We start from the raw sequence: 23,010 nt of genomic DNA on the forward strand, positions 1-23,010 counted from the left end.
GAGCACAAGCGGGACCAGGACGCGACCTTTGGGAGCAACTGTCTTGCTCAATTTCTAAAAGGCGGCGCGATCCCTGTGGGAGCGGCCTTGTGTCGCGATAGGGCCGCAAAGCGGCCCCAGCAATCTATGCATGATGCCGAGATCCTGGGGCCGCTGCGCGGCCCTTTCGCGACGCAAGGCCGCTCCCACAGGCTCCGCTTGGCAATCCGGTATTTGCGAAGGAACATTTTGCCGCTGCTTTAAGCTCGCCCGTCAGCGCTTCATAGGCCACCTGGTACCTGTGACGAGGAAGTGTGGCGCATGATGCAAGCGAGCAAACGTATGGCTGGCCAGGGCAGCTGGCCAGGAAAACAGTGCATCGACCCGTTCAAGGCGGACTTCGACATGTTGCAGACGCAGCCGGTGTCACGTTCCGTGCGGCTTAACGGCTTTTCTACCTGCCTGCGCCTGGAGGCTGTCTACTGGGGTATCCTTGAGCGCATTGCTGCTGCCAACCGTTGTTCGGTCAGTGCCGTGTTGTCCTACGTGGACCGTGAAGTGCACCTGCGCCAGGGCGGAGTGCGCAATTTCAGCGGGCTGATCCGGGTAATCTGCGTGGCGTGGCTGCAGGACCCGCCAAGTGTGCGCTGATCGCCAGGCGGGCTGCGCAGTGCTTGCTAACCATATATAATCCCGCTTTTTGCTGCCCCCCGGCAGCCAGCGTTATGGTTGACGAGAGACACCCATGCCCCTTTATGACTATCAATGTGCGTCCTGCGAGCACCGCATGGAAGTGCTGCAGAAGATCAGCGCCGCGCCGCTGACCGATTGCCCGGCCTGTCAGGCGCCGGCACTGAAAAAGCTGCTGTCGGTGCCAGGCTTTCGCCTGAGCGGTAACGGTTGGTACGAAACCGACTTCAAGACCGGGGCGAAAAAGAATCTGGCAGGCGGCGACAAGGCCGACTGAGTTGAATGCTGTGACCGGGTCTTGCAGTATTAGCCCTCCGGGCGGCCAAGGCCTCCACCGAATACACGAATCACGAGAAGCGAAACCACCATCATGATGCGCAGCCATTATTGCGGCCAACTGAACGAGAGCCTGGACGGCCAGGAAGTCACCCTTTGCGGCTGGGTCCATCGTCGCCGCGACCACGGCGGGGTGATCTTCCTCGACATCCGTGACCGCGAAGGCATGGCCCAGGTCGTGTTCGACCCGGATCGCGCCGAAACCTTCGCTGCTGCCGACCGTGTGCGCAGCGAATACGTCGTGCAGATCACCGGCAAGGTCCGCAAGCGTCCTGAAGGTGCAGTGAATGCCAACATGGCATCCGGTGCCATCGAGATCCTCGGCTACCAGCTGAACGTGCTCAACGAAGCGGAAACCCCGCCGTTCCCCCTGAACGAATACTCCGACGTCGGCGAGGAAACTCGCCTGCGTTATCGCTTCATCGATCTGCGTCGCCCGGAAATGGCCGACAAGCTGCGCCTGCGCTCGCACATCACCAGCAGCATCCGTCGCTTCCTCGACGAAAACGGCTTCCTCGACGTCGAAACCCCGATCCTCACCCGAGCCACGCCGGAAGGCGCGCGCGACTACCTGGTGCCAAGCCGTACCCACGCCGGTAGCTTCTTCGCCCTGCCGCAATCGCCACAGCTGTTCAAGCAGCTGCTGATGGTCGCTGGCTTCGACCGTTACTACCAGATCGCCAAGTGCTTCCGTGACGAAGACCTGCGTGCCGACCGTCAGCCGGAATTCACCCAGATCGACATCGAGACCAGTTTCCTCGATGAAAGCGAGATCATGGGCCTGACCGAAAGCATGATCCGCAAGCTGTTCAAGGAAGTGCTCGACCTGGAATTCGGCGAATTCCCGCACATGACCTTCGAAGAGGCCATGCGCCGCTACGGCTCCGACAAGCCAGACCTGCGTATTCCGCTGGAGCTGGTTGACGTTGCCGACCAGCTGAAGGATGTCGACTTCAAGGTGTTCGCCGGCCCGGCCAACGATCCAAAGTGCCGCGTTACCGCCCTGCGTCTGCCAGGTGGTGCCAGCATGCCGCGCAGCAAAATCGACGAGTACACCAAGTTCGTCGGTATCTACGGTGCCAAGGGGCTGGCCTACATCAAGGTCAACGAGCGCGCCAAGGGCGTCGAAGGCCTGCAGTCGCCGATCGTCAAGAACATCCCTGAGGCCAACCTCAACAACATCCTCGATCGCGTTGGCGCCGTAGACGGTGACATCGTGTTCTTCGGTGCCGACAAGTTCAAGGTGGTCAGCGAAGCCCTGGGTGCGCTGCGTATTCGTCTGGGTCACGACTTCGAGCTGCTGACCTGCGAGTGGGCGCCGATGTGGGTCGTCGACTTCCCAATGTTCGAAGAGAACGAAGACGGCAGCTTCACGGCATTGCACCACCCGTTCACCGCGCCGAAGTGCACGCCGGAAGAGCTCGAGGCCAACCCGGCCACTGCCCTGTCCCGTGCCTACGACATGGTGCTGAACGGTACCGAGCTGGGTGGCGGTTCGATCCGTATCCACCGTAAAGAGATGCAACAGGCAGTATTCCGTCTGTTGGGTATCGAGGCAGAAGAACAGGAAGAGAAGTTTGGCTTCCTGCTCGACGCTCTGAAGTTCGGGGCACCGCCTCACGGTGGCCTGGCGTTCGGCCTGGACCGTCTGGTCATGCTGATGACCGGCGCTCAGTCGATCCGTGAAGTGATCGCGTTCCCGAAAACCCAGAGCGCCGCATGCGTCATGACCCAGGCCCCTGGCATGGTCGACGCCAAGGCCCTGCGCGAGCTGCACATCCGACTGCGCGAACAGACCAAGGTCGAGTAAGCAGTCCCCGGGCGCATCCACATGGATGCGCCTTTGCGTTTCGACGCAGGTATTTTCCCGTCCCGCCCCGTCATGGGGCGGGGCTGTTTGTGATTCAAAGGATTCGGAGTCGTTATGGCTGGTCATTCCAAGTGGGCGAACATCAAGCACCGCAAAGAGCGCCAGGATGCCAAGAGGGGCAAGGTCTTCACCAAGTGGATCCGCGAACTGACGGTCGCTGCCAAGCAGGGTGGCCCTGATCCGGCATCCAACCCGCGCCTTCGCCTGGCGCTGGACAAGGCGTTGGGCGCCAACATGAGCCGCGACATCATCGATCGTGCCGTGGCCCGTGGTGCTGGCACCAATGAAAGCGACAATGTCGAAGAGCTTAGCTACGAAGGTTACGGCCCGGGTGGCGTGGCGATCATGGTCGAAGCCATGACCGACAACCGCAACCGTACCGCCGCGGCCGTGCGCCATGCCTTCACCAAGTGTGGCGGCAACCTGGGTACTGACGGTTCTGTGGCCTACCTGTTCGAGCGCAAAGGCCAGATCAGCTTTGCTCCGGGCGTGGAAGAGGACGCGTTGATGGAAGCGGCAATGGAAGCCGATGCCGATGACGTGGTCGCCAACGACGACGGCTCCTTCGACGTGTTCACCTCGTTCAACAGCTTCTATGCCGTGCGTAATGCCTTGGAAGAGGCTGGCTTCAAGGCCGCTGACGCGGAAATCGTCATGCAGCCGACCACCAGCGCCGAACTCGACCAGGACGGTGCCGAAAAGGTGCTCAAGCTGATCGACATGCTCGAAGACCTGGATGACGTGCAGAACGTTTACTCCAACGCCCAGATTTCCGATGAGATCATGGAAAACCTCGGCTAAGGTGATTTGGCATTTTGTGCCAACTCTGAGCGTTTGATAGCGCCTGTGCCGGCCCTTTCGCGGGTAAACCCGCTCCTACAGGTATTACGCCCATTTCAAATGTGGTGCAGTACCTGTAGGAGCGGGTTTACCCGCGAAAGGGCCGGCGCAGTTTGTAGAGATGCATCATTTTTTCGACGGGCTTTATGACTCTGATTCTAGGTATCGACCCCGGCTCGCGCATCACCGGCTATGGCGTGGTACGCCAGACCGCCCGTGGTTGCGAGTACGTGGCGTCGGGCTGCATCCGCACCGGCAGCGGTGAGCTGCACGAGCGGCTGCAGATTGTTTTTCGTGGTGTCAGTGAAATCATTGCTCAGCACGGCCCGGTGACCATGGGCATCGAACGGGTGTTCATGGCCCGCAACGCCGATTCGGCGCTCAAGCTTGGCCAGGCACGTGGCGCGGCTATCGTCGCCGCCGCCGAGGCTGGCCTGGAGATCGCCGAGTACAGCGCCACCCAGGTCAAGCAGGCCGTGGCCGGCACGGGTGGTGCCAACAAGGAGCAGGTGATGATGATGGTCATGCACCTGCTGAAATTGACGCAAAAACCGCAGATCGACGCTTCCGATGCCCTGGCCATCGCCCTGTGCCACGCCCACACCCGCTCCAGCCTGGTGCCGCATGGCTTGAGCACAGCGCGGCGACGCGGCGGGCGCTTGCGTCTGTAAGCGCTTCATGCGCTGATACACATTTTGTTCGGGTGATGCATTCACCTGCTGCATTTGCTGATAGGGTTGAGCGGTCTTTGACCGGCTCCCCGAGAGGAAGGATCGGAACGTGATTGGACGTTTGCGCGGCACCCTGGCGGAAAAACAACCGCCTCACCTGATTATCGACGTCAACGGCGTGGGTTACGAACTGGAAGTTCCCATGACCACGCTGTACCGTCTGCCCAAAGTGGGTGAAACCGTCACGGTGCATACCCACCTGGTCGTGCGCGAAGATGCCCACTTGCTCTACGGCTTTGCCGAAAAACGTGAGCGCGAGTTGTTCCGCGAGCTGATCCGCCTGAACGGCGTAGGGCCTAAGCTGGCCCTGGCGCTGATGTCCGGGCTGGAAGTGGATGAACTGGTGCGCTGCGTGCAGGCCCAGGACACCTCAGCCCTGGTGCGCGTGCCGGGCGTCGGCAAGAAAACCGCCGAGCGCTTGCTGGTCGAGCTCAAGGACCGTTTCAAGGCCTGGGAAACCTCGCCGGCCATGTTCACCCTGGTGTCCGATGGGCCTTTGCCGGTTGCCAGCGAGTCCAGTGCCGAGGCCGATGCAGTCAGTGCCTTGGTCTCGCTGGGCTACAAGCCGCAGGAAGCCAGCAAGGCAATTGCCGCGATCAAGGACAAGGCCGGCCTGAGCAGTGAAGAGCTGATCCGCCGCAGCCTGAAAGGGATGATTTCCAAGTGATCGAAGCCGACCGCCTGATCGCCGCCAGTGGCCGCGACCGCGAAGAAGTCCAGGACCGTGCGATTCGCCCGCTGAGCCTGGACGAGTACATTGGCCAGCCGGTGGTGCGCGAGCAGATGGCGCTGTTCATCCAGGCCGCCCGCGGCCGCGGCGAATCGCTTGACCACACGCTGATCTTCGGCCCGCCCGGCCTGGGCAAGACCACCCTGGCCAACATCATCGCCCATGAAATGGGCGTGTCGGTGAAGAGCACTTCGGGGCCGATTCTCGAGCGCCCCGGCGACCTGGCAGCCATGCTGACCAACCTCGAGCCGCACGACGTGCTGTTCATCGACGAAATCCACCGGCTGTCGCCTGTGGTCGAAGAAGTGCTTTACCCGGCCATGGAGGACTTCCAGCTCGACATCATGATCGGCGAAGGCCCGGCAGCCCGTTCTATCAAGCTCGATCTGCCACCCTTCACCCTGGTGGGGGCTACTACCCGTGCCGGCATGCTGACCAACCCGCTGCGTGACCGCTTCGGTATCGTTCAGCGCCTGGAGTTCTACAACGACAAGGATCTGAGCACCATTGTCAGCCGCTCGGCCAACATCCTTGGCCTGGCCATCGAAGACCAGGGGGCCTACGAGATCGCCCGCCGTGCCCGTGGCACGCCGCGCATCGCCAACCGCCTGCTGCGCCGCGTGCGTGACTACGCCGAGGTGCGCGGCAAGGGCCAGATCACCAAGGCCGTGGCTGACATGGCGCTGAACCTGCTGGATGTCGACGAGCGTGGTTTCGACCATTCGGACCGTCGCCTGCTGCTGACCATGATCGAGAAGTTCGACGGCGGCCCGGTGGGCGTGGACAACCTGGCTGCAGCCATCAGCGAAGAGCGTCATACCATCGAAGATGTGCTTGAGCCGTACCTGATTCAGCAGGGCTACATCATGCGCACGCCACGCGGCCGCGTGGTCACCCGGCATGCCTACCTGCACTTTGGGCTGAATATTCCCGGGCGCTTGGGGGAGGGGGGCGATTTTTCCGAGCCAGGCGATGAATGACAGATCAAAAGCGACTTTTCGTGGTCCTACCGCTGGCATGCCCTGGGTGCGCTGGCAATAAGACATTAATGAAGAAAAAACAGTTGCCACAGCGGATTGGCAAGCTGAGGAGTAAGCACTAGAGTATGCGCGCGCAAAATCAGCTCGAACCGTTCGCACACCGGTGTCGCGTCTATTACGAAGATACCGATGCGGGCGGCGTGGTGTATTACGTCAACTACCTGAAATTCATGGAGCGCGCGCGCACCGAACGCCTGCGGCACCTGGGCTTTTCCCAGTCGCAGCTGGCTGAAGACAACCTGCTGTTCGTGGTCCATTCCAGCGAAGCGCGCTATCACGCGCCGGCGCGGCTGGATGACGAATTGCGGGTGACCGCGCAAGTACTTGAACTCAATCGCGCCAGCTTGCGTTTCGTACAGCAGGTCTGGCGGGAAAAGGATGAAACGCTGCTTTGCGAAGGGCAGTTCCTGGTGGCTGCCGTGCGCGCCGACACTTTCAAACCCCGAGCCCTACCCCCCCAGCTGCGCGACGCCTTTGCGGCGGACGGCTCGGGTAATCAATCGAATGCAGGAGAATAAGCGTGGAAGCTAACGTCGTCGACCATACCTCCATGTGGAGTCTGGTCAGCAATGCCAGCGTGGTGGTACAGCTGGTAATGCTGACCCTGGTGGCCGCCTCGGTCACCTCATGGATCATGATCTTCCAGCGCAGCACCATGCTGCGCGCCGGTCGTCGTGCGCTGGATGCCTTCGAAGAGCGCTTCTGGTCAGGCATCGACCTGTCCAAGCTGTACCGCCAGGCAGGCAGCAACCCAGACCCGGACTCCGGCGTGGAGCAGGTGTTCCGTGCCGGTTTCAAGGAGTTCTCGCGCCTGCGCCAGCAGCCGGGTGTTGATCCGGACGCTGTCATGGAAGGTGTTGGCCGTGCCATGCGTGTGGCCATCTCGCGCGAGGAAGAAAAACTCGAGCAGAGCTTGCCGTTCCTGGCCACCGTTGGTTCGACCAGCCCGTACATCGGCCTGTTCGGCACCGTATGGGGCATCATGAACTCCTTCCGTGGCCTGGCCAGCGCCCAGCAGGCCACCCTGGCCACCGTTGCTCCGGGCATCGCCGAAGCACTGATCGCTACCGCCATCGGCCTGTTCGCGGCAATCCCGGCTGTCATTGCCTACAACCGTTTCGCCGCGCGCAGTGAAGTACTGATCGGCCGTTACTACACCTTCGCCGACGAGTTCCAGGCGATCCTGCACCGCAAAGTGCACACCAGCGAAGAGTAATCAGGTAGAAGCCCATGGCCCGAGTTCGCCACAAACGCAAGCCCGTCGCCGAGATGAACGTGGTGCCCTACATCGACGTGATGCTGGTGCTGCTGGTCATCTTCATGGTGACGGCGCCCATGCTCAACCAGGGCGTGAAGGTCGACCTGCCCAAGGTTTCCAGCGAAGCCTTGCCGCAGGACAACAACGTCCAGATCCTCACCATCTCCATCAAGGCCGATAAAACCTATTACTGGAACCTCGGCAGTGAAGTCGATACCGACAAGCAGATGGACAAGGCCATGACCTTGCCGGCCATGACCGACGCCGTCACCAAGATCATTGCTGCCGGCCGTGACCAGGGCAAGCAGACCCAGGTGTTCATTCGTGGCGACAAGGCTGTCGACTATGGCGCGGTCATGGGTGCCATGGGCGGGTTGCAGAAGGCCGGTGTCGGTAACGTTGGCCTGATTACCGAGGCGCCCTGATGCAACAGCGAGAGCCATCCGCCTCGGAAAGCTACTTCTGGCCCAGTGTCTGGGCCATCGGCCTGCATGTGCTGGTGTTTGCCCTGCTGTTCGTCAGTTTTGCCATGACGCCTGAGCTGCCGCCTTCCAAGCCGATCGTTCAGGCTACCCTGTACCAGCTCAAGTCCAAGAGCCAGGCAACCACCCAGACCAATCAGAAGATTGCCGGGGAGGCGAAGAAAACCGCTTCGCGCCAGACCGAAGTCGAGCAGCTGGAACAGAAGAAGGTCGAGCAGGAGGCCGTGAAGGCCGCGGAACAAAAGAAAGCTGACGCCGCTCAAAAGGCCGAAGAGGCCCGCGAAGCCGCCGAGGCGAAAAAAGCTGAGGATGCTGCCAAGGCCGCCGAAGCTGCCAAGGCTGCCGAGGCCAAGAAAGCCGCCGAAGCCAAGAAAGCCGACGAGGCGAAGAAAGCCGCCGAGAAACAGCAGGCCGACATCGCCAAGAAAAAGGCTGAGGACGAAGCCAAGAAAAAAGCCGAAGAAGAGGCCAAGAAAGAGGCTGCTGAAGAGGCGAAGAAGCAAGCCGCCGAGGAAGCCAAGAAAAAGGCAGCCGAAGAGGCCAAGAAGAAAGCAGCCGAGGACGCCAAGAAGAAAGCGGCGGCCGAGGACGCGAAGAAGAAGGCAGCTGAAGAGGCCAAGAAAAAGGCCGCTGCAGATGCCCAGAAGAAGAAGGCACAGGAAGCGGCCCGCAAGGCGGCAGAAGACAAGAAAGCCCAGGCACTGGCCGAGCTGTTGTCCGATACCACCGAGCGGCAGCAAGCGCTGGCCGACGAGCAGGGTGACCAGGTGGCCGGCGACTTCGACGACCTGATCCGTATGCGCGCGGCCGAGGGCTGGGCACGTCCGCCTTCCGCGCGCAAGGGCATGACGGTGGTCCTGCAGATCAACATGTTGCCGGACGGTACCATCACCAGTGTCAGCGTGGCCCGTTCCAGTGGTGACGGCCCGTATGACAGTTCGGCGGTGGCTGCGGTGAAGAACATTGGTCGTTTGACCGAGATGCAGGGTATGAAGCCGAGCGATTTCAACCAATATCGTTCGTTCAAGATGACATTTACACCTGAGGATCTAGCGTTGTGATTAAACGTCTGAGAGGACTGCTGGTCATGCTCTGCTGCGTGGCAGGCATGGCGGTGGCAGAAGAAAAGAACATCCTGGTTACCAGCGGCAGCGACCGGGCCACGCCCATCGCGGTAGTACCGTTCGGTCTGCAGGGCGGCAGCGTGCTGCCCGAAGACATCGCCGACATCATTGGCAATGACCTGCGCAACTCTGGCTACTACTCGCCAATTCCGCGGCAGAACATGATCAGCCAGCCGTCGCAGGCCAGCGAAGTGATCTTCCGTGATTGGAAAGCGCTGGGTGCACAGTACGTGATGGTCGGCAGCATTGTGCCGTCGGGCGGTCGCCTGCAGGTGCAGTACGCGCTGTTCAACGTCGCCACCGAGCAGCAAGTGCTGACCGGCAGCGTGGCGGGCAGCACCGACCAGCTGCGCGACATGGCGCACTACATTGCCGACCAGTCGTTCGAGAAGCTCACCGGCATCAAGGGCGCGTTCTCTACGCGCATGCTGTACGTGACGGCCGAGCGTTTCTCCACCAACAACACCCGCTACACCCTCCAGCGTTCGGACTACGACGGTGCGCGTGCGGTGACCCTGCTGCAATCGCGTGAGCCGATCCTGTCGCCGCGCTTTGCGCCAGATGGCAAACGTATCGCCTACGTTTCGTTCGAGCAGAAGCGCCCACGTATCTTTGTGCAGAACATCGATACTGGCCGCCGCGAGCAGGTGACCAACTTCGAAGGCCTGAACGGTGCGCCAGCCTGGTCGCCGGACGGTTCGCGCCTGGCGTTCGTGCTGTCCAAGGACGGCAACCCGGACATCTACGTGATGAACGTGGCCTCGCGCCAGATCAGCCGTGTTACTGCAGGCCCGGGTATCAATACCGAGCCGTTCTGGGGTAAAGATGGCAACACCCTCTACTTCACTTCCGACCGTGGCGGCAAACCGCAGATCTATAAACAGTCGGTCAGTGGTGGTGGTGCCGAGCGCGTAACGTTCGTGGGTAACTACAACGCCAACCCGAAACTTTCGGCGGACGAAAAGACCCTGGTAATGATCCATCGCCAACAGGGCTTTACCAACTTCAAAGTGGCGGCACAGGACTTGCAGCGCGGAAGTGTAAAGATTCTGTCTGAAACAAGTCTTGATGAGTCTCCCACTGTTGCGCCAAACGGCACCATGCTAATCTACGCCACCCGCCAGCAGGGCCGGGGAGTCTTGATGCTCGTGTCGCTGAACGGCCGCGTGAGGCTCCCACTTCCTACCGCTCAAGGCGAAGTCAGAGAACCGTCCTGGTCCCCTTACCTGAACTGATTGCGGCGTAATACATTTTGCTTAACACACTGGGGTTTCATTAGGAGTTTCACGATGGAAATGCTGAAGTTTGGTAAATTTGCTGCGCTGGCTCTGGCCATGGCCGTAGCTGTAGGTTGCTCCTCGAAGGGCGGTGATAACGCAGGCGAAGGCGCTGCTGTAGACCCTAACGCTGGCTACGGTGCCAACACTGGCGCTGTTGACGGCTCCCTGAGCGAAGAAGCCGCCCTGCGCGCAATCACCACCTTCTACTTCGAATACGACAGCTCGGACCTGAAGCCAGAAGCCATGCGCGCTCTGGACGTTCACGCCAAGGACCTGAAAGCCAACGGCAACCGTGTTGTTCTGGAAGGTAACACCGACGAGCGCGGCACCCGCGAGTACAACATGGCTCTGGGTGAGCGTCGTGCGAAAGCCGTTCAGCGCTACCTGGTTCTGCAGGGCGTTTCCCCTGCTCAGCTGGAACTGGTTTCCTACGGCGAAGAGCGTCCAGTTGCTACCGGCAACGACGAGCAGTCCTGGGCTCAGAACCGTCGCGTAGAACTGCGTAAGTAAGTTCTTATGCGTATGTGCCGCCGTGTAGTAACCGTCCTCGCACTCAGCCTGCCGCTTGCGGCCTGGGCTGAGGTCCCTGTAGTAGATGACAACGCAGGCAGCTATCCGCCTGCGGGTTATGGCACGAGCGGCGCCTATGCCGGGTCAGGGGCTTCGGCCCCTGCCTCTGCACAGGGCCAGCTGTTCATGCAGCTGCAACAGATGCAGGATCAGCTTTCCCGCCAGCAAGGCATCATCGAAGAGCTGCAAAACGATGTGTCGCGCATGAAGCAGGAAAACCTGGAGCGTTACCAGGACCTGGACCGTCGCATCAACAGTGGCGCTGCGCCTGCCGCAACCCCTGACAATTCCTCCGGTGGTGGTGCGTCCAATGCCGCCCCCGATGCCGCAGCAGGTGCTGCTGCGCAACAACCGGCCGGCAGTAGCCAGCCCGGTGATCCGGCGAAAGAGAAGCTCTATTACGACGCAGCTTTCGACCTGATCAAACAGAAAGACTTCGACAAGGCCAGCCAGGCGTTCAACGCCTTCCTGCGCAAGTACCCCAACAGCCAGTACGCCGGTAATGCCCAGTACTGGTTGGGTGAAGTGAACCTGGCCAAGGGTGACCTGCAAGGCGCCAGCCAGGCCTTTGCCCAGGTCAGCCAAAAGTACCCGAAGCACAGCAAGGTGCCAGATTCGCTGTACAAACTGGCTGATGTCGAGCGCCGTATGGGCCATACCGACAAGGTAAAAGGCATCCTCCAGCAGGTCGTCACCCAGTACCCCGGCACCTCTGCCGCTCAACTGGCCCAGCGTGACCTGCAGAAGCTCTAGGCGTTGTCGCTGTACCGCTCGAAAGAAACCCGCGCCAGTCGCGGGTTTTTTCGTTAGAATCACTGCCCTTTTTTCGTAAACACGCTGCTGCGGATAACGCGATGTCGAGTCCGCGACAGTGCCTGACGGAGGCGGACAGCCTGTTTAGCTGTCACGCCCGTGGCGAGCATGCAAGACACATTACGCATCACCGAAGTCTTTTACTCTTTGCAGGGTGAGACGCGAACGGCCGGGCTGCCTACGGTATTTGTGCGCCTCACCGGTTGCCCCCTGCGTTGCCAGTACTGCGACAGTGCCTATGCCTTCAGTGGCGGTACCGTTCGCACCCTTGATTCGATCCTTGAGCAAGTGGCCGGCTTCAAGCCGCGCTACGTGTGTGTCACCGGTGGTGAACCGCTGGCCCAGCCCAACGCCTTGCCGTTGCTGCAGCGGCTGTGTGACGCCGGTTACGAGGTGTCGCTGGAGACCAGCGGCGCGCTGGATATTGCCGGCACCGACACCCGCGTCAGCCGTGTGGTCGACCTGAAAACCCCAGGCTCCGAAGAGTCGCACCGTAACCGCTACGAGAACATCGAGCAGCTGACGCGCAACGACCAGGTCAAGTTCGTCATTTGTTCCCGTGAGGATTATGACTGGGCGGTATCCAAGCTGATCCAGTACAACCTGGCAGAGCGTGCCGGTGAGGTGTTGTTCTCACCCAGCCATCATCAGGTGAACGCCAGTGACCTGGCTGACTGGATCGTTGCTGACAACCTGCCCGTACGCTTCCAACTTCAGCTGCACAAGCTGCTGTGGAACGACGAGCCCGGACGTTGATTGAGGAGCACGTACACATGACAGAAAAACGCGCAGTAATCCTGTTGTCCGGCGGCCTGGACTCGGCCACCGTGGTTGCCATGGCCAAGGCCGAAGGCTACAGCTGCTACACCATGAGCTTTGACTACGGCCAGCGTCATCGCGCCGAGCTGAACGCCGCTGCCCGCGTGGCCCGCGACCTGGGTGTGGTCGAGCACAAGGTGATTGGGCTGAACCTCGACGGCATCGGCGGTTCGGCATTGACCGACAGCAGCATCGACGTGCCGGAAGCCCCGGGTGAAGGCATTCCGGTCACTTATGTGCCGGCGCGCAACACCGTGTTCCTTTCGCTGGCGCTGGGTTGGGCTGAAGTGCTGGAAGCGCGCGACATCTTCATTGGCGTCAACGCCGTCGATTACTCTGGCTACCCGGATTGCCGTCCCGAGTTCGTCGAGGCCTTCGAGCGCATGGCCAACCTGGCGACCAAGGCTGGCGTAGAAGGGCAGGGTTTCCGCATCCAGGCGCCGCTGCAGAACATGAGCAAGGCGCAGATCGTGCAGGCCGGTATGGCCCGTGGTGTGGACTACAGCCTGACCGTTTCCTGCTACCAGGCCGACGATGACGGCCGCGCCTGTGGCAAATGCGACAGCTGCCGCCTGCGCGCCGACGGTTTCAAGGCCGCCGGTATCGAAGACCCGACTCGGTATTTTTGAAAAAATCGTGATGGGGTGTTGAATTCTCGTTAGAAATCAGTATTATACGCGCCATCAAATGGGTCGTTAGCTCAGTTGGTAGAGCAGTTGGCTTTTAACCAATTGGTCGTAGGTTCGAATCCTACACGACCCACCATACGCAGTACGTGAAAGCCCGCTACCAGAAATGGTCGCGGGCTTTTTCGTTTGCGCTACGGGTTTCGGAAAAAGGGCGCAGAACGCCCACCAATTACTCGGCCCATTCCGGGTCGCCAGTGAACACCACGGTCAGCCAGCGGTCCGGCCCTTCTCCGCCTACCGCGTCGCCAATCTCGTTGCGCCAGGCATCCCATTCATCGATGGTCTTCGCCGCCATGGTTTTGGGCACGATGAAATACAGTTCGATCTCCCGCGAACGCCCGACCTTGGCGACATAGGCGCGGTAAGACTGCAGGCCGTGGCGAGCGACGAAGGCCTTGGCCACCTCATCTACGTGCAGCTTGAGGTCGCCAGGGGTGACCAGGAAGATTTCAGACAGCGCCTGACGCACCACCGACATCGGCAACGGCACGATCACCAGGCACACCAGCGCCAGCACCGCCGGGTCAATATAGGGTGATACCCATTCCAGCGAAGTGCCTTGCACGGCATAGCCAAAGCAGAAGGCGATCAGCAGTGCGGCAGTGATGCTGGCCGACATCACCCAGCCCTTGACGTCCATGCGCACGAAGTCTGACTTCAGTTTGCGGTTGGCGCGGGCCTCGATGACGGCGATGGTCACGCAGGTGATCACCGTCAGCGCCGCGTAGACCATGGCAATGCCGAACTCCAGGTGGCGCCCGCCTTGCAGCAGGCTGCTGACGGCATTGATCAGCGCGTAGATGGCCACGCCGCCGAGCAGAATGCCGTTGAGCGCCAGTACCATGGGTTCCAGGTGCCAGAAACCCATGGTGAAGCGCTCGCGCAGCTTGCGTGACATCTGCACGCTGGTGGTGTGCGAAGTGATCAGCTTGACCACCACCAGCGACAGCCCGCTCATGCTGGCGTCGACCAGCGAGTACACACCGTCGAAGACGATGGAGAACGAGCCGGAGGCAAGGCCGAAGGCGATGCCGATGGTGGCGATGAACAGGGTGGCGGCGATCGAGGTGCGTAAAAGCCCTTGTTCGCTGGTGATGTCGAAGAAGGTGGATCGGGTTGGATTAGGCATAAGTTGTGCTCAAGAATAACAATGGTGCGGTGCCTGTCAGGGCCTCTTCGCGGGCACGCCCGCTCCCACAGGAACTGCACAGCCCCTTAGGGTTACGCCGAACCTGTGGGAGCGGGCGTGCCCGCGAAGAGGCCCTGACAGGCTAAACGCGAAACTGCTCCATTAGCGCTTGCTGCTGGTTGGCCAGCCGGTTCAGGGCCTGACTGATGCGTGCCGATTCATCGGCCTGTCCGGCCAACGATTCTGTCACGTCTCGAATGCCGGCCACGTTACGGTTCACTTCCTCGGCCACCGCACTCTGCTCTTCCGCCGCCGAGGCTATCTGCAAGTTCATTTCGCTGATCACCGCCACGGCCTCGCCAATACGCTGCAGTGCCGGTAATGCCTGCTCCATGCGTGCGGCGCTGTCCTGGGCCTGGCGTTGGCCTGCATGCATGGCCCCCACCACGTCCTGGGTGCCTTGCTGAAGGCCTTCGATGACCTGGCGAATTTCCTCTACCGAAACCTGCGTGCGCTGGGCCAGGCCGCGCACCTCATCGGCAACCACGGCGAAGCCACGCCCGGCTTCGCCTGCGCGGGCCGCTTCGATGGCGGCATTCAGTGCCAGCAGGTTGGTTTGCTCGGCAATGGTGCGGATCACTTCAAGCACCGAGCCGATTTGCCCGCTGCGGTCTTCCAGTGCACGGGCCTCGTCCATGGCAGTGTTCATGCCTGCGGCCAGGCGGTCGATGCCCTGGCGCGTGCTGTCCACCAGTTGCAAGCCTTCCTGGCTGGCCTGATCCGCGGCGCGTGCGGCCTGGGCCGCCTGCGAGGCGTTGTGGGCGACATCCAGAGCGGTGGCGCTCATTTCATTGGCCGCTGTGGCCACCTGTTCGATTTCGCGATGCTGCTGCTGCATGCCGTTGCTGGTCTGGCTGGCGATGGCGGCCGATTGGTCGGCGGTGTCGCGGGCCTCCTGCAGCGACCCTTTGACCTGAGCAATGACCGGTTGCAACTTGTCGAGGAAGCGGTTGAACCAGGCGGTGAGCAGGCCCAGTTCATCCTGGCGGGCGTAGTCCAGGCGACGGGTAAGGTCGCCTTCGCCACTGGCAATGTCTTCCAGGCGTGCCGCCACGGCCAGGATTGGCCGGCTAACGCCGCGAGCGGTCAGCCACACCAGCAGCAAACCCACGATTGCCGTGCCAAGGCCTATCAGCAGGCTGGTGAGGTTGGCATTCTGGTTATGGGCATCAAGGCGCTGGTTTAGGGCTACGGCAGGGGCCTGCAGCACGCTTTCCGGCACTTCCAGCCATACCTGCCACGGGGCTGTGTCAGGGATTGGCGTGAAGGGGTGGGCCACGCGCAGCAGGCCGTCGGCTACCGCATTTGCCATGGGCTTGCCGAGCGTGCTGTCGTCGCGACTGTTGCCCGCCAGCAGGCCGGCGGCGGTGGCGATACTCACCTGGCTCTGGCCGTCGAACAGGTCGCGGCGGCCGTCCACACTCAGTTGCTGCAGGTTGGCCAGGCCGATGTCCAGGCCGACCACGCCGACTACCTTGCCGTGTTCCAGCAGTGGCAGAGCGATGCTGGTCATCAGCACCTGACGGCCGTTGACCTCGTCGAGGTACGGTTCGAGCATGCAGGTCCTGGCGGTGTCCTGCGGGCAGGTCAGCCAGCGGTTCTTCGCCGCGCCGTTGCTGCCGATGCTGGTGTCACCGAGCATCGTTTCCGGCATGGCTTCAAGTTCCAGGGTGCCGGGGCTTGGTTGGGACCAGTACAGCGAGAAACGCCCGCTCTCATTGCTGCCCAGGGCGTCCTGCCCGAGGTAGTGGCTGTCCTGCTGGTCCAGGGCATTGGGCTGGAACACCAGGTACAGGCCAATCACATCCGGGTTGCCGGCCAGGCTAGCACGCGCCTGGCGGGTCAGTTCGGCGCGCAGGTCGCTACCACCACGGTCCTTCAGCACCTGTACCAGGCGGGCAAAGCCATTGCCGTACTGGTAGGCGTCCATGAAGTAGCGCTGGATACGCAAGGCCTGGGTTTCGGCGTGGGCCTGCAGGCGCTGGCGGGCGCTGTCTTCGAGCATGGCAGTGTTGGCCTGGTTGACCAGGGCGGCGCTGCGATGGGCCTGGGTCAGCGAGGTGGCTACCAGCAAGGCGACAATGGCCAGCAGGCACAGGCCGGCGAGGAGTGTGATCTTCCACTGGATGGAGAGGCGACGCAGCGGCATGAGGGCTTTCCTTTTCAAACAAATGCAACGCCCGCGATCAGGCGCGGGCGTTGTTGGCAGCGTGGGTCATTCGGCGACGTAGTTGGGCGGTGCCGCGCGGAAGGCTTTGGTCAGCCAGCCCAGGTAGACCAGCCCGAGCGCAGCCCAGATGCCGCCAAACATCAGCGAATGTGCGTTCAGGTCCAGCCACAGCGAGACGATGATGCAGAAGCCGATGGTAGGCAGAACCAGGTACTTAAACTGGTTGCTCAGGCCTTTGCGATTGCCTTCACGCAGGTAGCAGTGGTTGATGACCGACAGGTTGACGAAGCTGAACGCGACCAGGGCGCCGAAGTTGATGATGGAAGTGGCGGTAACCAGGTCGAAGAAGATCGCCGACAGCGAAATCAGCCCTACGACTGCAATGTTCAGCACTGGCGTCTTGTAGCGCGAATGCAGGCGGGCGAAGACGCTGGCCGGGATCACGTTGTCGCGGCCCATTACATACAGCAGGCGTGACACGCTGGTTTGCGAGGCCAGGCCCGAGGCGATGGTGTTGATCACGGTGCAGGCAATGAAGATCGACTGGAAGAGCTTGCCGCCAACGTACAGGGCAATTTCCGGCAGGGCTGCTTCCTGGTCGTGGAAGCGGGCCATGGTCGGGAAGTAGGCCTGGATGAAGTACGACACGGTGATGAACACCACACCGCCAATCAGTGCGGTGAGGAAGATCGCCCGGGGAATGGTCTTGGCCGGATCGCGGGTTTCCTCGGACAGGCAGGTGACCGCATCAAAGCCCAGGAACGAGAAGCACAGGATGGTTGCACCGGCGGCCAGGGCACTGAACTGGGTCTGGCTGTCGGCGAACGGTATCAGGCTCCAGGTGGTACCCAGCCCTTCGCCCTGGTCCAGGCCGCGCACGCACAGGTAGATGAACACGGCGATGATCGCCACCTGTACACCCACGAACAGCAGGTTGAAGTGGGCCACCAGGTTTACGCTGCGCATGTTGATCAGGCTGATCAGGGTGACGAAGCCGGCGACCCACATCCACTCAGGTACTTCCGGGAACATGGCCGAAAGGTACAGCTTGGCCAGTAGCGCGTTGACCATCGGCAGCAGCAGGTAGTCCAGCAGTGAAGACCAGCCCACCAGGAAGCCCACGTGCGGGTTGATCGCGCGCTGGGTGTAGGTGTAGGCCGAGCCCGACTGCGGGAAGCGTTTTACCAGGGTGCCATAGCTCACCGCGGTGAACAGGATGCCGGCCAATGCCAGGATGTAAGCGCTGGGTACATGGCCAGCGGTGATCCCGCTGACGATGCCGAAGGTGTCGAACACGGTCATCGGGGTCAGGTAAGCCAGGCCGATGATGATCACGTGCCAGAGGCGCAGGGTTTTGCGAAGTTGGCCGTTGCCGGAAGCGCTGTGGTCAGGCTGCATGCTGGCATGGCTCCTGCTGCTGGGCGTAAACGACGGGCACGGTGTATTGCGCATGCGGCAAGGGCGAGCGGGTGGGCTCCATATTGTTCACCTTTTATGTTGGAGCGGCGGAAGGCGCGGTGGGGCGCGCAAAGTGGTGAAAATAAAAAACGATGGGTAGGTGGGTGTCAAGTTAAACATGACAAGATGTTGCAAAATTGAAATATTTATCGATTAAATACGGGATTTGTTCGGTTGTTGCGCGTTTTTTTGCGATTCTGATCAATTTGAGTGTTCGTAAAAATTAACGAGTCCTTTGCTTGTTTCACCTGGCTGTCGGATGTGTCCGAAAAATGGCATTTCTCGAGCTGGGCCAGCGCTCGGCCCAATCGGGGGTGGTACTCTTCGATTTCTGCGTGGCCTCTGGCCGCCTTCGAAGCCCTTACGGACAGCAATCGGTTCTATTCATGAAGAAATCAGTTGGCATCCTTTCCGGCCTGGCTATCGCCATTGCCGTCGCAACCACCGCAGGCGCCTGGTACACCGGCAAGCAGCTGCCGGCAGAGCTGGACAACGCCCTAGCACGCAGCAACGCCGAACTCAAAAAGGCCCTGGTCAGTACCGGTGGTAGCATGAGCATCGAGCGTGTGTCGCTGGAGCAGCATCTCTTCAGCAGCACTGCCCAGTACCGGCTCAAGGCTCGCGACATCAACGTGGGGCAGGGCGAGGTGATCAATTTTGACGTGGGCGTGACCGACCAGATCGAGCACGGCCCGTTTCCCTGGTCGAGGGTCAGGGCACTGAAGCTGATGCCGGTAATGGCGGTCAGCAACAGCACGCTGCAGAAGGATGAAGCCGTCGCGCCATTGTTCGCCGCTGCGGGTGAAAAGGCCCCGATCAGCGCACAGACCAGCCTGGGTTACGGCGGCAGTGTGGTCAGCCAGGTTCAGCTGGCGCCGCTCAAGTTTGACGAAGCGGATGGCAACACCTTCGACTTCTCGGGTATGCAGTTCGAAGTCAGTGGGGACAAGGAGGGCAAGGCCTCCAAGTTCCGCGGCCAGGCCGACAGGCTGGTGATGAAGCGTGTGCATGACGACCAGCCGCCGGCCACGTTCGAGCTCAAAGGGCTGACGTTTGGCGGTAACCTCGCAGCCACCGCGCACGATGCCATCTATGTCGGTAACGTCGATCTGGCGTTGGCTGAAGCCAAGGTCACACTTGGGCCGAAACAGCAGGTGCTGTTGATCAAGGGCCTGGAACAGAGCGCCTTGCAAACCCTTGAAGGCACGGACACCGTAGGTGGCCGCGCGGCGTACAAGGTCGGCGACATCAGCTGGGATGGCCGCGCGGTAGGCAAAGCGCAGATGGCGGTGAGCGTGACTTCGGTAAACGCCCCGGCGCTGCAGGCCTTGTCGAAGTGGTACCAGTCGCACTTGCCGGAGTTCGAGGCCGCCAGTGCGGCTGGCCAGCCGGTGCCGCAGATCCAGATGGACGACGCCGAAAAGGCCCGCTTCCAGGGGGACTTGCAGAAATTGCTGGCCGCCAAGCCCAAGCTGGCGGTGGAAAACCTGTCGTTCAAGACCGCCAATGGCGAGAGCCGCTTCAACCTGTCGATGGACCTCGCCGCACCGGCCAGCTTCGACCTGCCGCCGGACCAGCTGAGCAAGCAGATCATCACGGAGGTGAAAGGCAAGCTGTCGCTGTCCAAGCCGATGATCGGTGACCTGGCGACCTTGCAGGCCTTGCTGGATGGCCAGACCGATGCGCAAGCGATTGCCATGCAGTCGAGCCAGGCGGGGGAGATGGTCGGTATGATGGCGCTGCAGAGCGGCATGGCCACCGTGCAGGGCGATGATGTGGTCAGCAGCCTGCACTATGCCGATGGCATGGTCGATTTCAATGGCCGAAAAATGACCGTGGAAGAATTTGCCATGTTCATGGCGGCGCATCTGGCGGCCCTGTCGCCGCAGGGGTGACGGTTTCTCCTGTTGCAGTCTCTTCGCGGGTGAACCCGCTCCTACCAGGATTTCACAGTGTAGGAGCGGGTTTACCCGCGAAGAGGCCAGCACAGGCAACACAAAAACCCCTTTAGTAATCGCTGGATTGTCTGTAGCCTTCGGCCTCCGATAATAATCCGCGCCCGCAGAGGGCTGTGGCGGTCAGCATGCCGTCCGGCACCCTTAGCCGATCTGCCAGGGCCGGGTGATACACTCGATTTGACGCGCAAGCGCGCCTGCAGGTCCAGCGATCATGACCCAGATTTCCGAACGCCTTTTGGTTCAGGCCCACCTCGACGCCAAGCAGCCCAACCCGCTGACAGCCGAGCAGGAGGCCGAATACCGTGCGGCCATCGCTGCCGAGCTCAAAGCCCAGAATGCCGTGCTGGTTGCCCATTACTACTGCGACCCAGTCATCCAGGCGCTGGCTGAAGAAACCGGCGGCTGCGTGTCCGACTCGTTGGAAATGGCCCGTTTCGGCAAGAACCACCCGGCCGAAACGGTCATCGTGGCCGGTGTGCGCTTCATGGGCGAGACGGCAAAAATCCTCACCCCGGAAAAGCGCGTGCTAATGCCGACACTGGAGGCCACTTGCTCGCTCGACCTGGGCTGCCCGGTAGAAGAGTTCTCGGCCTTCTGCGACCAGCACCCTGAGCGCACCGTGGTGGTCTACGCCAACACGTCCGCAGCGGTGAAGGCACGCGCCGATTGGGTGGTGACTTCGAGCTGTGCCCTGGAAATTGTCGAAAGCCTGATGGACAACGGCGAAACCATCATCTGGGGCCCGGACCAGCACCTGGGCCGTTACATCCAGAAGCAGACCGGTGCCGACATGCTGCTGTGGGACGGTGCCTGCATCGTTCACGAAGAGTTCAAGTCGCGCCAGTTGGCTGACATGAAGGCGCTGTACCCGGATGCTGCGATCCTGGTGCACCCCGAGTCGCCGGAAGCGGTGATCGAGTTGGCCGACGCGGTGGGTTCCACCAGCCAGCTGATCAAGGCTGCCCAGACCCTGCCGAACAAAACCTTCATCGTCGCCACCGACCGCGGCATCTTCTACAAGATGCAGCAGCTGTGCCCGGACAAGGAATTCGTCGAAGCCCCCACCGCCGGCAACGGCGCGGCATGCCGCAGCTGTGCGCACTGCCCGTGGATGGCGATGAACACCCTGGAGCGGGTGCTGGATTGCCTGCGTAATGGCACCAACGAGATTTTCGTTGACCCGGCGCTGGTGCCCAAGGCGATCAAGCCGCTTAATCGCATGCTGGACTTTACCCAGGCGGCGCGGCTGAAGCTTTCCGGTAACGCTTGAGGTTGCCGGGGCCGCTTTGCGGCCCAATCGCGACACAAGGCCGCTCCCACAATGATCGGCGTATGCAGGGTCATGTGGGAGCAACTGTCTTGCTCAATTTCTAAAAGCTGGCGCGATCCCTGTGGGAGCGGCCTTGTGTCGCGATTGCGGCGCAAAGCGCCCCCAAAATCCTCAGCGCCCCATCATTTCCTGAACCATGCGCCGTTGCTCCATGATCTCGCGCTGGCGCTGGTCAATCTGTGAGGCCAGCGGGAAATTCCCACCCGCCCGGCGCTTGGCGTAATCCAGCTGCTGGATTGCCTGATCAAAGTCGCCGACCAGCGTGAAGTACTCGGCACGCGCCCGGTGCAAGCCAATGGTATTGCCCGACAAGCCACGCACCTCGGCCATGTCGTACCATACATCCGGATCATCCGGCCGACTCTTCACCAGCTCGTTCAACACCTTCTCGGCCTCAGCCGGCTTGTTCTGTTTCACCAGCAGGTCGGCACGCACCTGTTTCAACGGGTAGTTGCCCGGGTACAGCCCCTGCATCCGCTCGGCGCGCTGCTGGGCGTCGGCAAGACGGTTGTTGGTGATGTCCAGGTCGATCTGCGCCAGGTTGTAGGTGATGTCGTTGGGCGCCTTGGCCAGCAGCGGCTTGAGCATTTCACGGGCCTCGTTCAATTGCCCGCCCTTGATCTGTGCCAAGGCCAGGCCATAACGTGCGGCATCCAGTTTTGGGTCTTCGTCCAGCTGGGCGCGGAAGCGCTTGGCGGCAAGCCCCGGCGTGCCTTCGTAGGTCAGTGCCACCCGGGCGCGGATCAGCTGGTAGCGCATGCTGTCTTCAATACCACCCTGGGGCGCCTGGTCGGCGCGGTTACGGGTGTCGGCAATACGTGATTCGGTCACCGGGTGGGTCAGCAGGAACTCCGGCGGTTTGGCGTCATAGCGATACTGGCGTGCCAGGCGCTCGAACATGGTCGGCATGTTGCGCGGATCGTAGCCGGCCTTTTCCAGGTTCTGGATACCGATGCGGTCGGCTTCCTGTTCATTCTGGCGCGAGAAGCGCCGTTGCTCCTGAATGGCCGCCGCCTGGGTGCCGGCAATCATGCCGATGCCCGCATCGCCGGCGCCACCTGCGGCCAGCACGATGCCGGCCAGCAGCGCTGCCATCATCGGCAACTGCATACGCTGCTGGGCCTCGACACCCCGCGCGAAGTGGCGTTGCGACAAGTGCGCCAGTTCGTGGGCCAGTACCGAGGCATATTCACCCTCGGTCTGAGCGTTGAGGAACAGCCCGCCGTTGACCCCTACAATGCCACCCGGGGCGGCAAAGGCGTTCAGCTCGCGGCTGTCGATCAGGATGAACTCCAGGCGCCGGTCCTGCAGCTGGCTGGTTTCGGCCAGCTTGTACACGCTGGTTTCGACGTAGTCCTTGAGCTGTGGGTCGTTGAGCTGATTGACCTGGCCGCGCAGCAGGCTGAGCCAGGCACGGCCCAGTTGGTGCTCCTGTTGCGGCGAGACGATCGCAGAACTGGCATCACCCAGTGATGGCAGGTCGTCAGCATGGCCGGGAAGGGCCATCAGGCAGGCCAGCGTCAGCAGGGTAGGGCGCAGTAGATTCATGCATGAAGCTCGCGTCGGATCAAAGATACCTACTGTAGCGGGCTCACACGTTGGCGACCAGTGGCGCTATCCTAGCCAGCCATGCCAAGAAGCACCCTGGCGATGC

Annotated in this window: 22 protein-coding genes, 1 tRNA gene and 1 pseudogene; 19 read left to right on the plus strand and 5 right to left on the minus strand. The window is 61.4% G+C overall.

Features of this window, described 5'->3' with window-relative positions:
* The first annotated feature begins 300 nt into the window (after positions 1–300).
* From I8746_RS07345 to I8746_RS07425, 17 genes are all read left to right on the plus strand, one after another.
* Positions 301–630: a ribbon-helix-helix domain-containing protein gene (locus tag I8746_RS07345; RefSeq protein WP_003254778.1), complete on the plus strand. Its 330-nt coding sequence runs from the start codon at positions 301–303 to the stop codon at positions 628–630.
* 94 nt (positions 631–724) lie between these two features.
* Positions 725–946 (plus strand): FmdB family zinc ribbon protein, encoded by a 222-nt coding sequence (locus I8746_RS07350; protein ID WP_003254776.1) that lies wholly within the window; start codon positions 725–727, stop codon positions 944–946.
* A gap of 93 nt (positions 947–1,039) precedes the next feature.
* Entirely contained in the window at positions 1,040–2,815 is a 1,776-nt protein-coding gene (aspS, locus tag I8746_RS07355; RefSeq protein ID WP_221100397.1) for an aspartate--tRNA ligase, read from the plus strand.
* Positions 2,816–2,929: 114 nt separating this feature from the next.
* Entirely contained in the window at positions 2,930–3,676 is a 747-nt protein-coding gene (locus I8746_RS07360; RefSeq protein ID WP_003254770.1) for a YebC/PmpR family DNA-binding transcriptional regulator, read from the plus strand.
* Between the two features lie 185 nt (positions 3,677–3,861).
* Positions 3,862–4,386, plus strand: a complete 525-nt coding sequence (gene ruvC, locus I8746_RS07365) for a crossover junction endodeoxyribonuclease RuvC (RefSeq protein ID WP_003254769.1) — start codon at positions 3,862–3,864, stop codon at positions 4,384–4,386.
* Positions 4,387–4,495: 109 nt separating this feature from the next.
* Positions 4,496–5,113, plus strand: coding sequence for a Holliday junction branch migration protein RuvA (gene ruvA / locus I8746_RS07370; RefSeq protein WP_003254768.1), 618 nt, complete (start codon positions 4,496–4,498; stop codon positions 5,111–5,113).
* Positions 5,110–6,156, plus strand: a complete 1,047-nt coding sequence (ruvB, locus tag I8746_RS07375; RefSeq protein ID WP_003254766.1) for a Holliday junction branch migration DNA helicase RuvB — start codon at positions 5,110–5,112, stop codon at positions 6,154–6,156. The genes ruvA and ruvB overlap by 4 nt, the downstream gene beginning before the upstream one ends.
* Before the next feature lie 125 nt (positions 6,157–6,281).
* Positions 6,282–6,734, plus strand: a complete 453-nt coding sequence (ybgC, locus tag I8746_RS07380; RefSeq protein ID WP_003254764.1) for a tol-pal system-associated acyl-CoA thioesterase — start codon at positions 6,282–6,284, stop codon at positions 6,732–6,734.
* Between the two features lie 2 nt (positions 6,735–6,736).
* On the plus strand, positions 6,737–7,432 hold the full coding sequence (tolQ, locus tag I8746_RS07385) for a protein TolQ (RefSeq protein WP_010952367.1): 696 nt from the start codon (positions 6,737–6,739) through the stop codon (positions 7,430–7,432).
* Between the two features lie 14 nt (positions 7,433–7,446).
* The gene (tolR, locus tag I8746_RS07390) at positions 7,447–7,899 is read left to right on the plus strand and encodes a protein TolR (protein WP_003254760.1); all 453 of its coding nucleotides are present in this window, start codon (positions 7,447–7,449) and stop codon (positions 7,897–7,899) included.
* Positions 7,899–9,017 (plus strand): cell envelope integrity protein TolA, encoded by a 1,119-nt coding sequence (gene tolA / locus I8746_RS07395; protein ID WP_012051476.1) that lies wholly within the window; start codon positions 7,899–7,901, stop codon positions 9,015–9,017. Before tolR ends, tolA begins: the two co-directional genes overlap by 1 nt.
* Positions 9,018–9,043: 26 nt before the next feature.
* Positions 9,044–10,315 carry a Tol-Pal system beta propeller repeat protein TolB gene (gene tolB, locus I8746_RS07400; RefSeq protein WP_012051477.1) on the plus strand — a complete coding sequence of 424 codons (1,272 nt, stop codon included), beginning with the start codon at positions 9,044–9,046 and terminating at the stop codon, positions 10,313–10,315.
* Positions 10,316–10,369: 54 nt separating this feature from the next.
* Positions 10,370–10,870, plus strand: a complete 501-nt coding sequence (gene pal, locus I8746_RS07405) for a peptidoglycan-associated lipoprotein Pal (RefSeq protein WP_003254755.1) — start codon at positions 10,370–10,372, stop codon at positions 10,868–10,870.
* Between the two features lie 6 nt (positions 10,871–10,876).
* Positions 10,877–11,683 carry a tol-pal system protein YbgF gene (gene ybgF, locus I8746_RS07410; RefSeq protein WP_003254754.1) on the plus strand — a complete coding sequence of 269 codons (807 nt, stop codon included), beginning with the start codon at positions 10,877–10,879 and terminating at the stop codon, positions 11,681–11,683.
* 168 nt (positions 11,684–11,851) lie between these two features.
* Positions 11,852–12,499 carry a 7-carboxy-7-deazaguanine synthase QueE gene (gene queE, locus I8746_RS07415; RefSeq protein ID WP_003254753.1) on the plus strand — a complete coding sequence of 216 codons (648 nt, stop codon included), beginning with the start codon at positions 11,852–11,854 and terminating at the stop codon, positions 12,497–12,499.
* Positions 12,499–13,191, plus strand: a complete 693-nt coding sequence (gene queC, locus I8746_RS07420; protein ID WP_076403786.1) for a 7-cyano-7-deazaguanine synthase QueC — start codon at positions 12,499–12,501, stop codon at positions 13,189–13,191. Before queE ends, queC begins: the two co-directional genes overlap by 1 nt.
* A 60-nt stretch (positions 13,192–13,251) precedes the next feature.
* Positions 13,252–13,327, plus strand: a tRNA-Lys gene (locus I8746_RS07425).
* 93 nt (positions 13,328–13,420) lie between these two features.
* Here I8746_RS07425 and I8746_RS07430 read toward each other — a convergent pair.
* From I8746_RS07430 to I8746_RS07440, 4 genes and pseudogenes are all read right to left on the minus strand, one after another.
* Entirely contained in the window at positions 13,421–14,380 is a 960-nt protein-coding gene (locus I8746_RS07430) for a cation diffusion facilitator family transporter (protein ID WP_014589999.1), read from the minus strand.
* Between the two features lie 142 nt (positions 14,381–14,522).
* On the minus strand, positions 14,523–15,278 hold the full coding sequence (locus tag I8746_RS27485) for a methyl-accepting chemotaxis protein (RefSeq protein ID WP_370626846.1): 756 nt from the start codon (positions 15,276–15,278) through the stop codon (positions 14,523–14,525).
* A 102-nt stretch (positions 15,279–15,380) separates the two neighbouring features.
* Positions 15,381–16,589: pseudogene (gene mcpU, locus I8746_RS27490) on the minus strand (methyl-accepting chemotaxis protein McpU); the annotation flags it as partial.
* 66 nt (positions 16,590–16,655) lie between these two features.
* Positions 16,656–18,008, minus strand: coding sequence for an APC family permease (locus I8746_RS07440; protein WP_014755594.1), 1,353 nt, complete (start codon positions 18,006–18,008; stop codon positions 16,656–16,658).
* 446 nt (positions 18,009–18,454) lie between these two features.
* Here I8746_RS07440 and I8746_RS07445 point away from each other — a divergent pair, with 446 nt between their 5' ends.
* On the plus strand, positions 18,455–19,963 hold the full coding sequence (locus I8746_RS07445; protein WP_161775041.1) for a YdgA family protein: 1,509 nt from the start codon (positions 18,455–18,457) through the stop codon (positions 19,961–19,963).
* 274 nt (positions 19,964–20,237) lie between these two features.
* The gene (nadA, locus tag I8746_RS07450; protein ID WP_003254747.1) at positions 20,238–21,296 is read left to right on the plus strand and encodes a quinolinate synthase NadA; all 1,059 of its coding nucleotides are present in this window, start codon (positions 20,238–20,240) and stop codon (positions 21,294–21,296) included.
* 171 nt (positions 21,297–21,467) lie between these two features.
* Here the strand turns inward: nadA and I8746_RS07455 are convergent, their stop codons facing one another.
* Positions 21,468–22,904, minus strand: coding sequence for a M48 family metalloprotease (locus tag I8746_RS07455; RefSeq protein WP_003254746.1), 1,437 nt, complete (start codon positions 22,902–22,904; stop codon positions 21,468–21,470).
* Positions 22,905–23,010 lie beyond the last annotated feature (106 nt).

Origin of the sequence: Pseudomonas sp. USTB-Z (assembly GCF_019691255.1) — a bacterium.
Lineage (GTDB): Bacteria > Pseudomonadota > Gammaproteobacteria > Pseudomonadales > Pseudomonadaceae > Aquipseudomonas > Aquipseudomonas alloputida.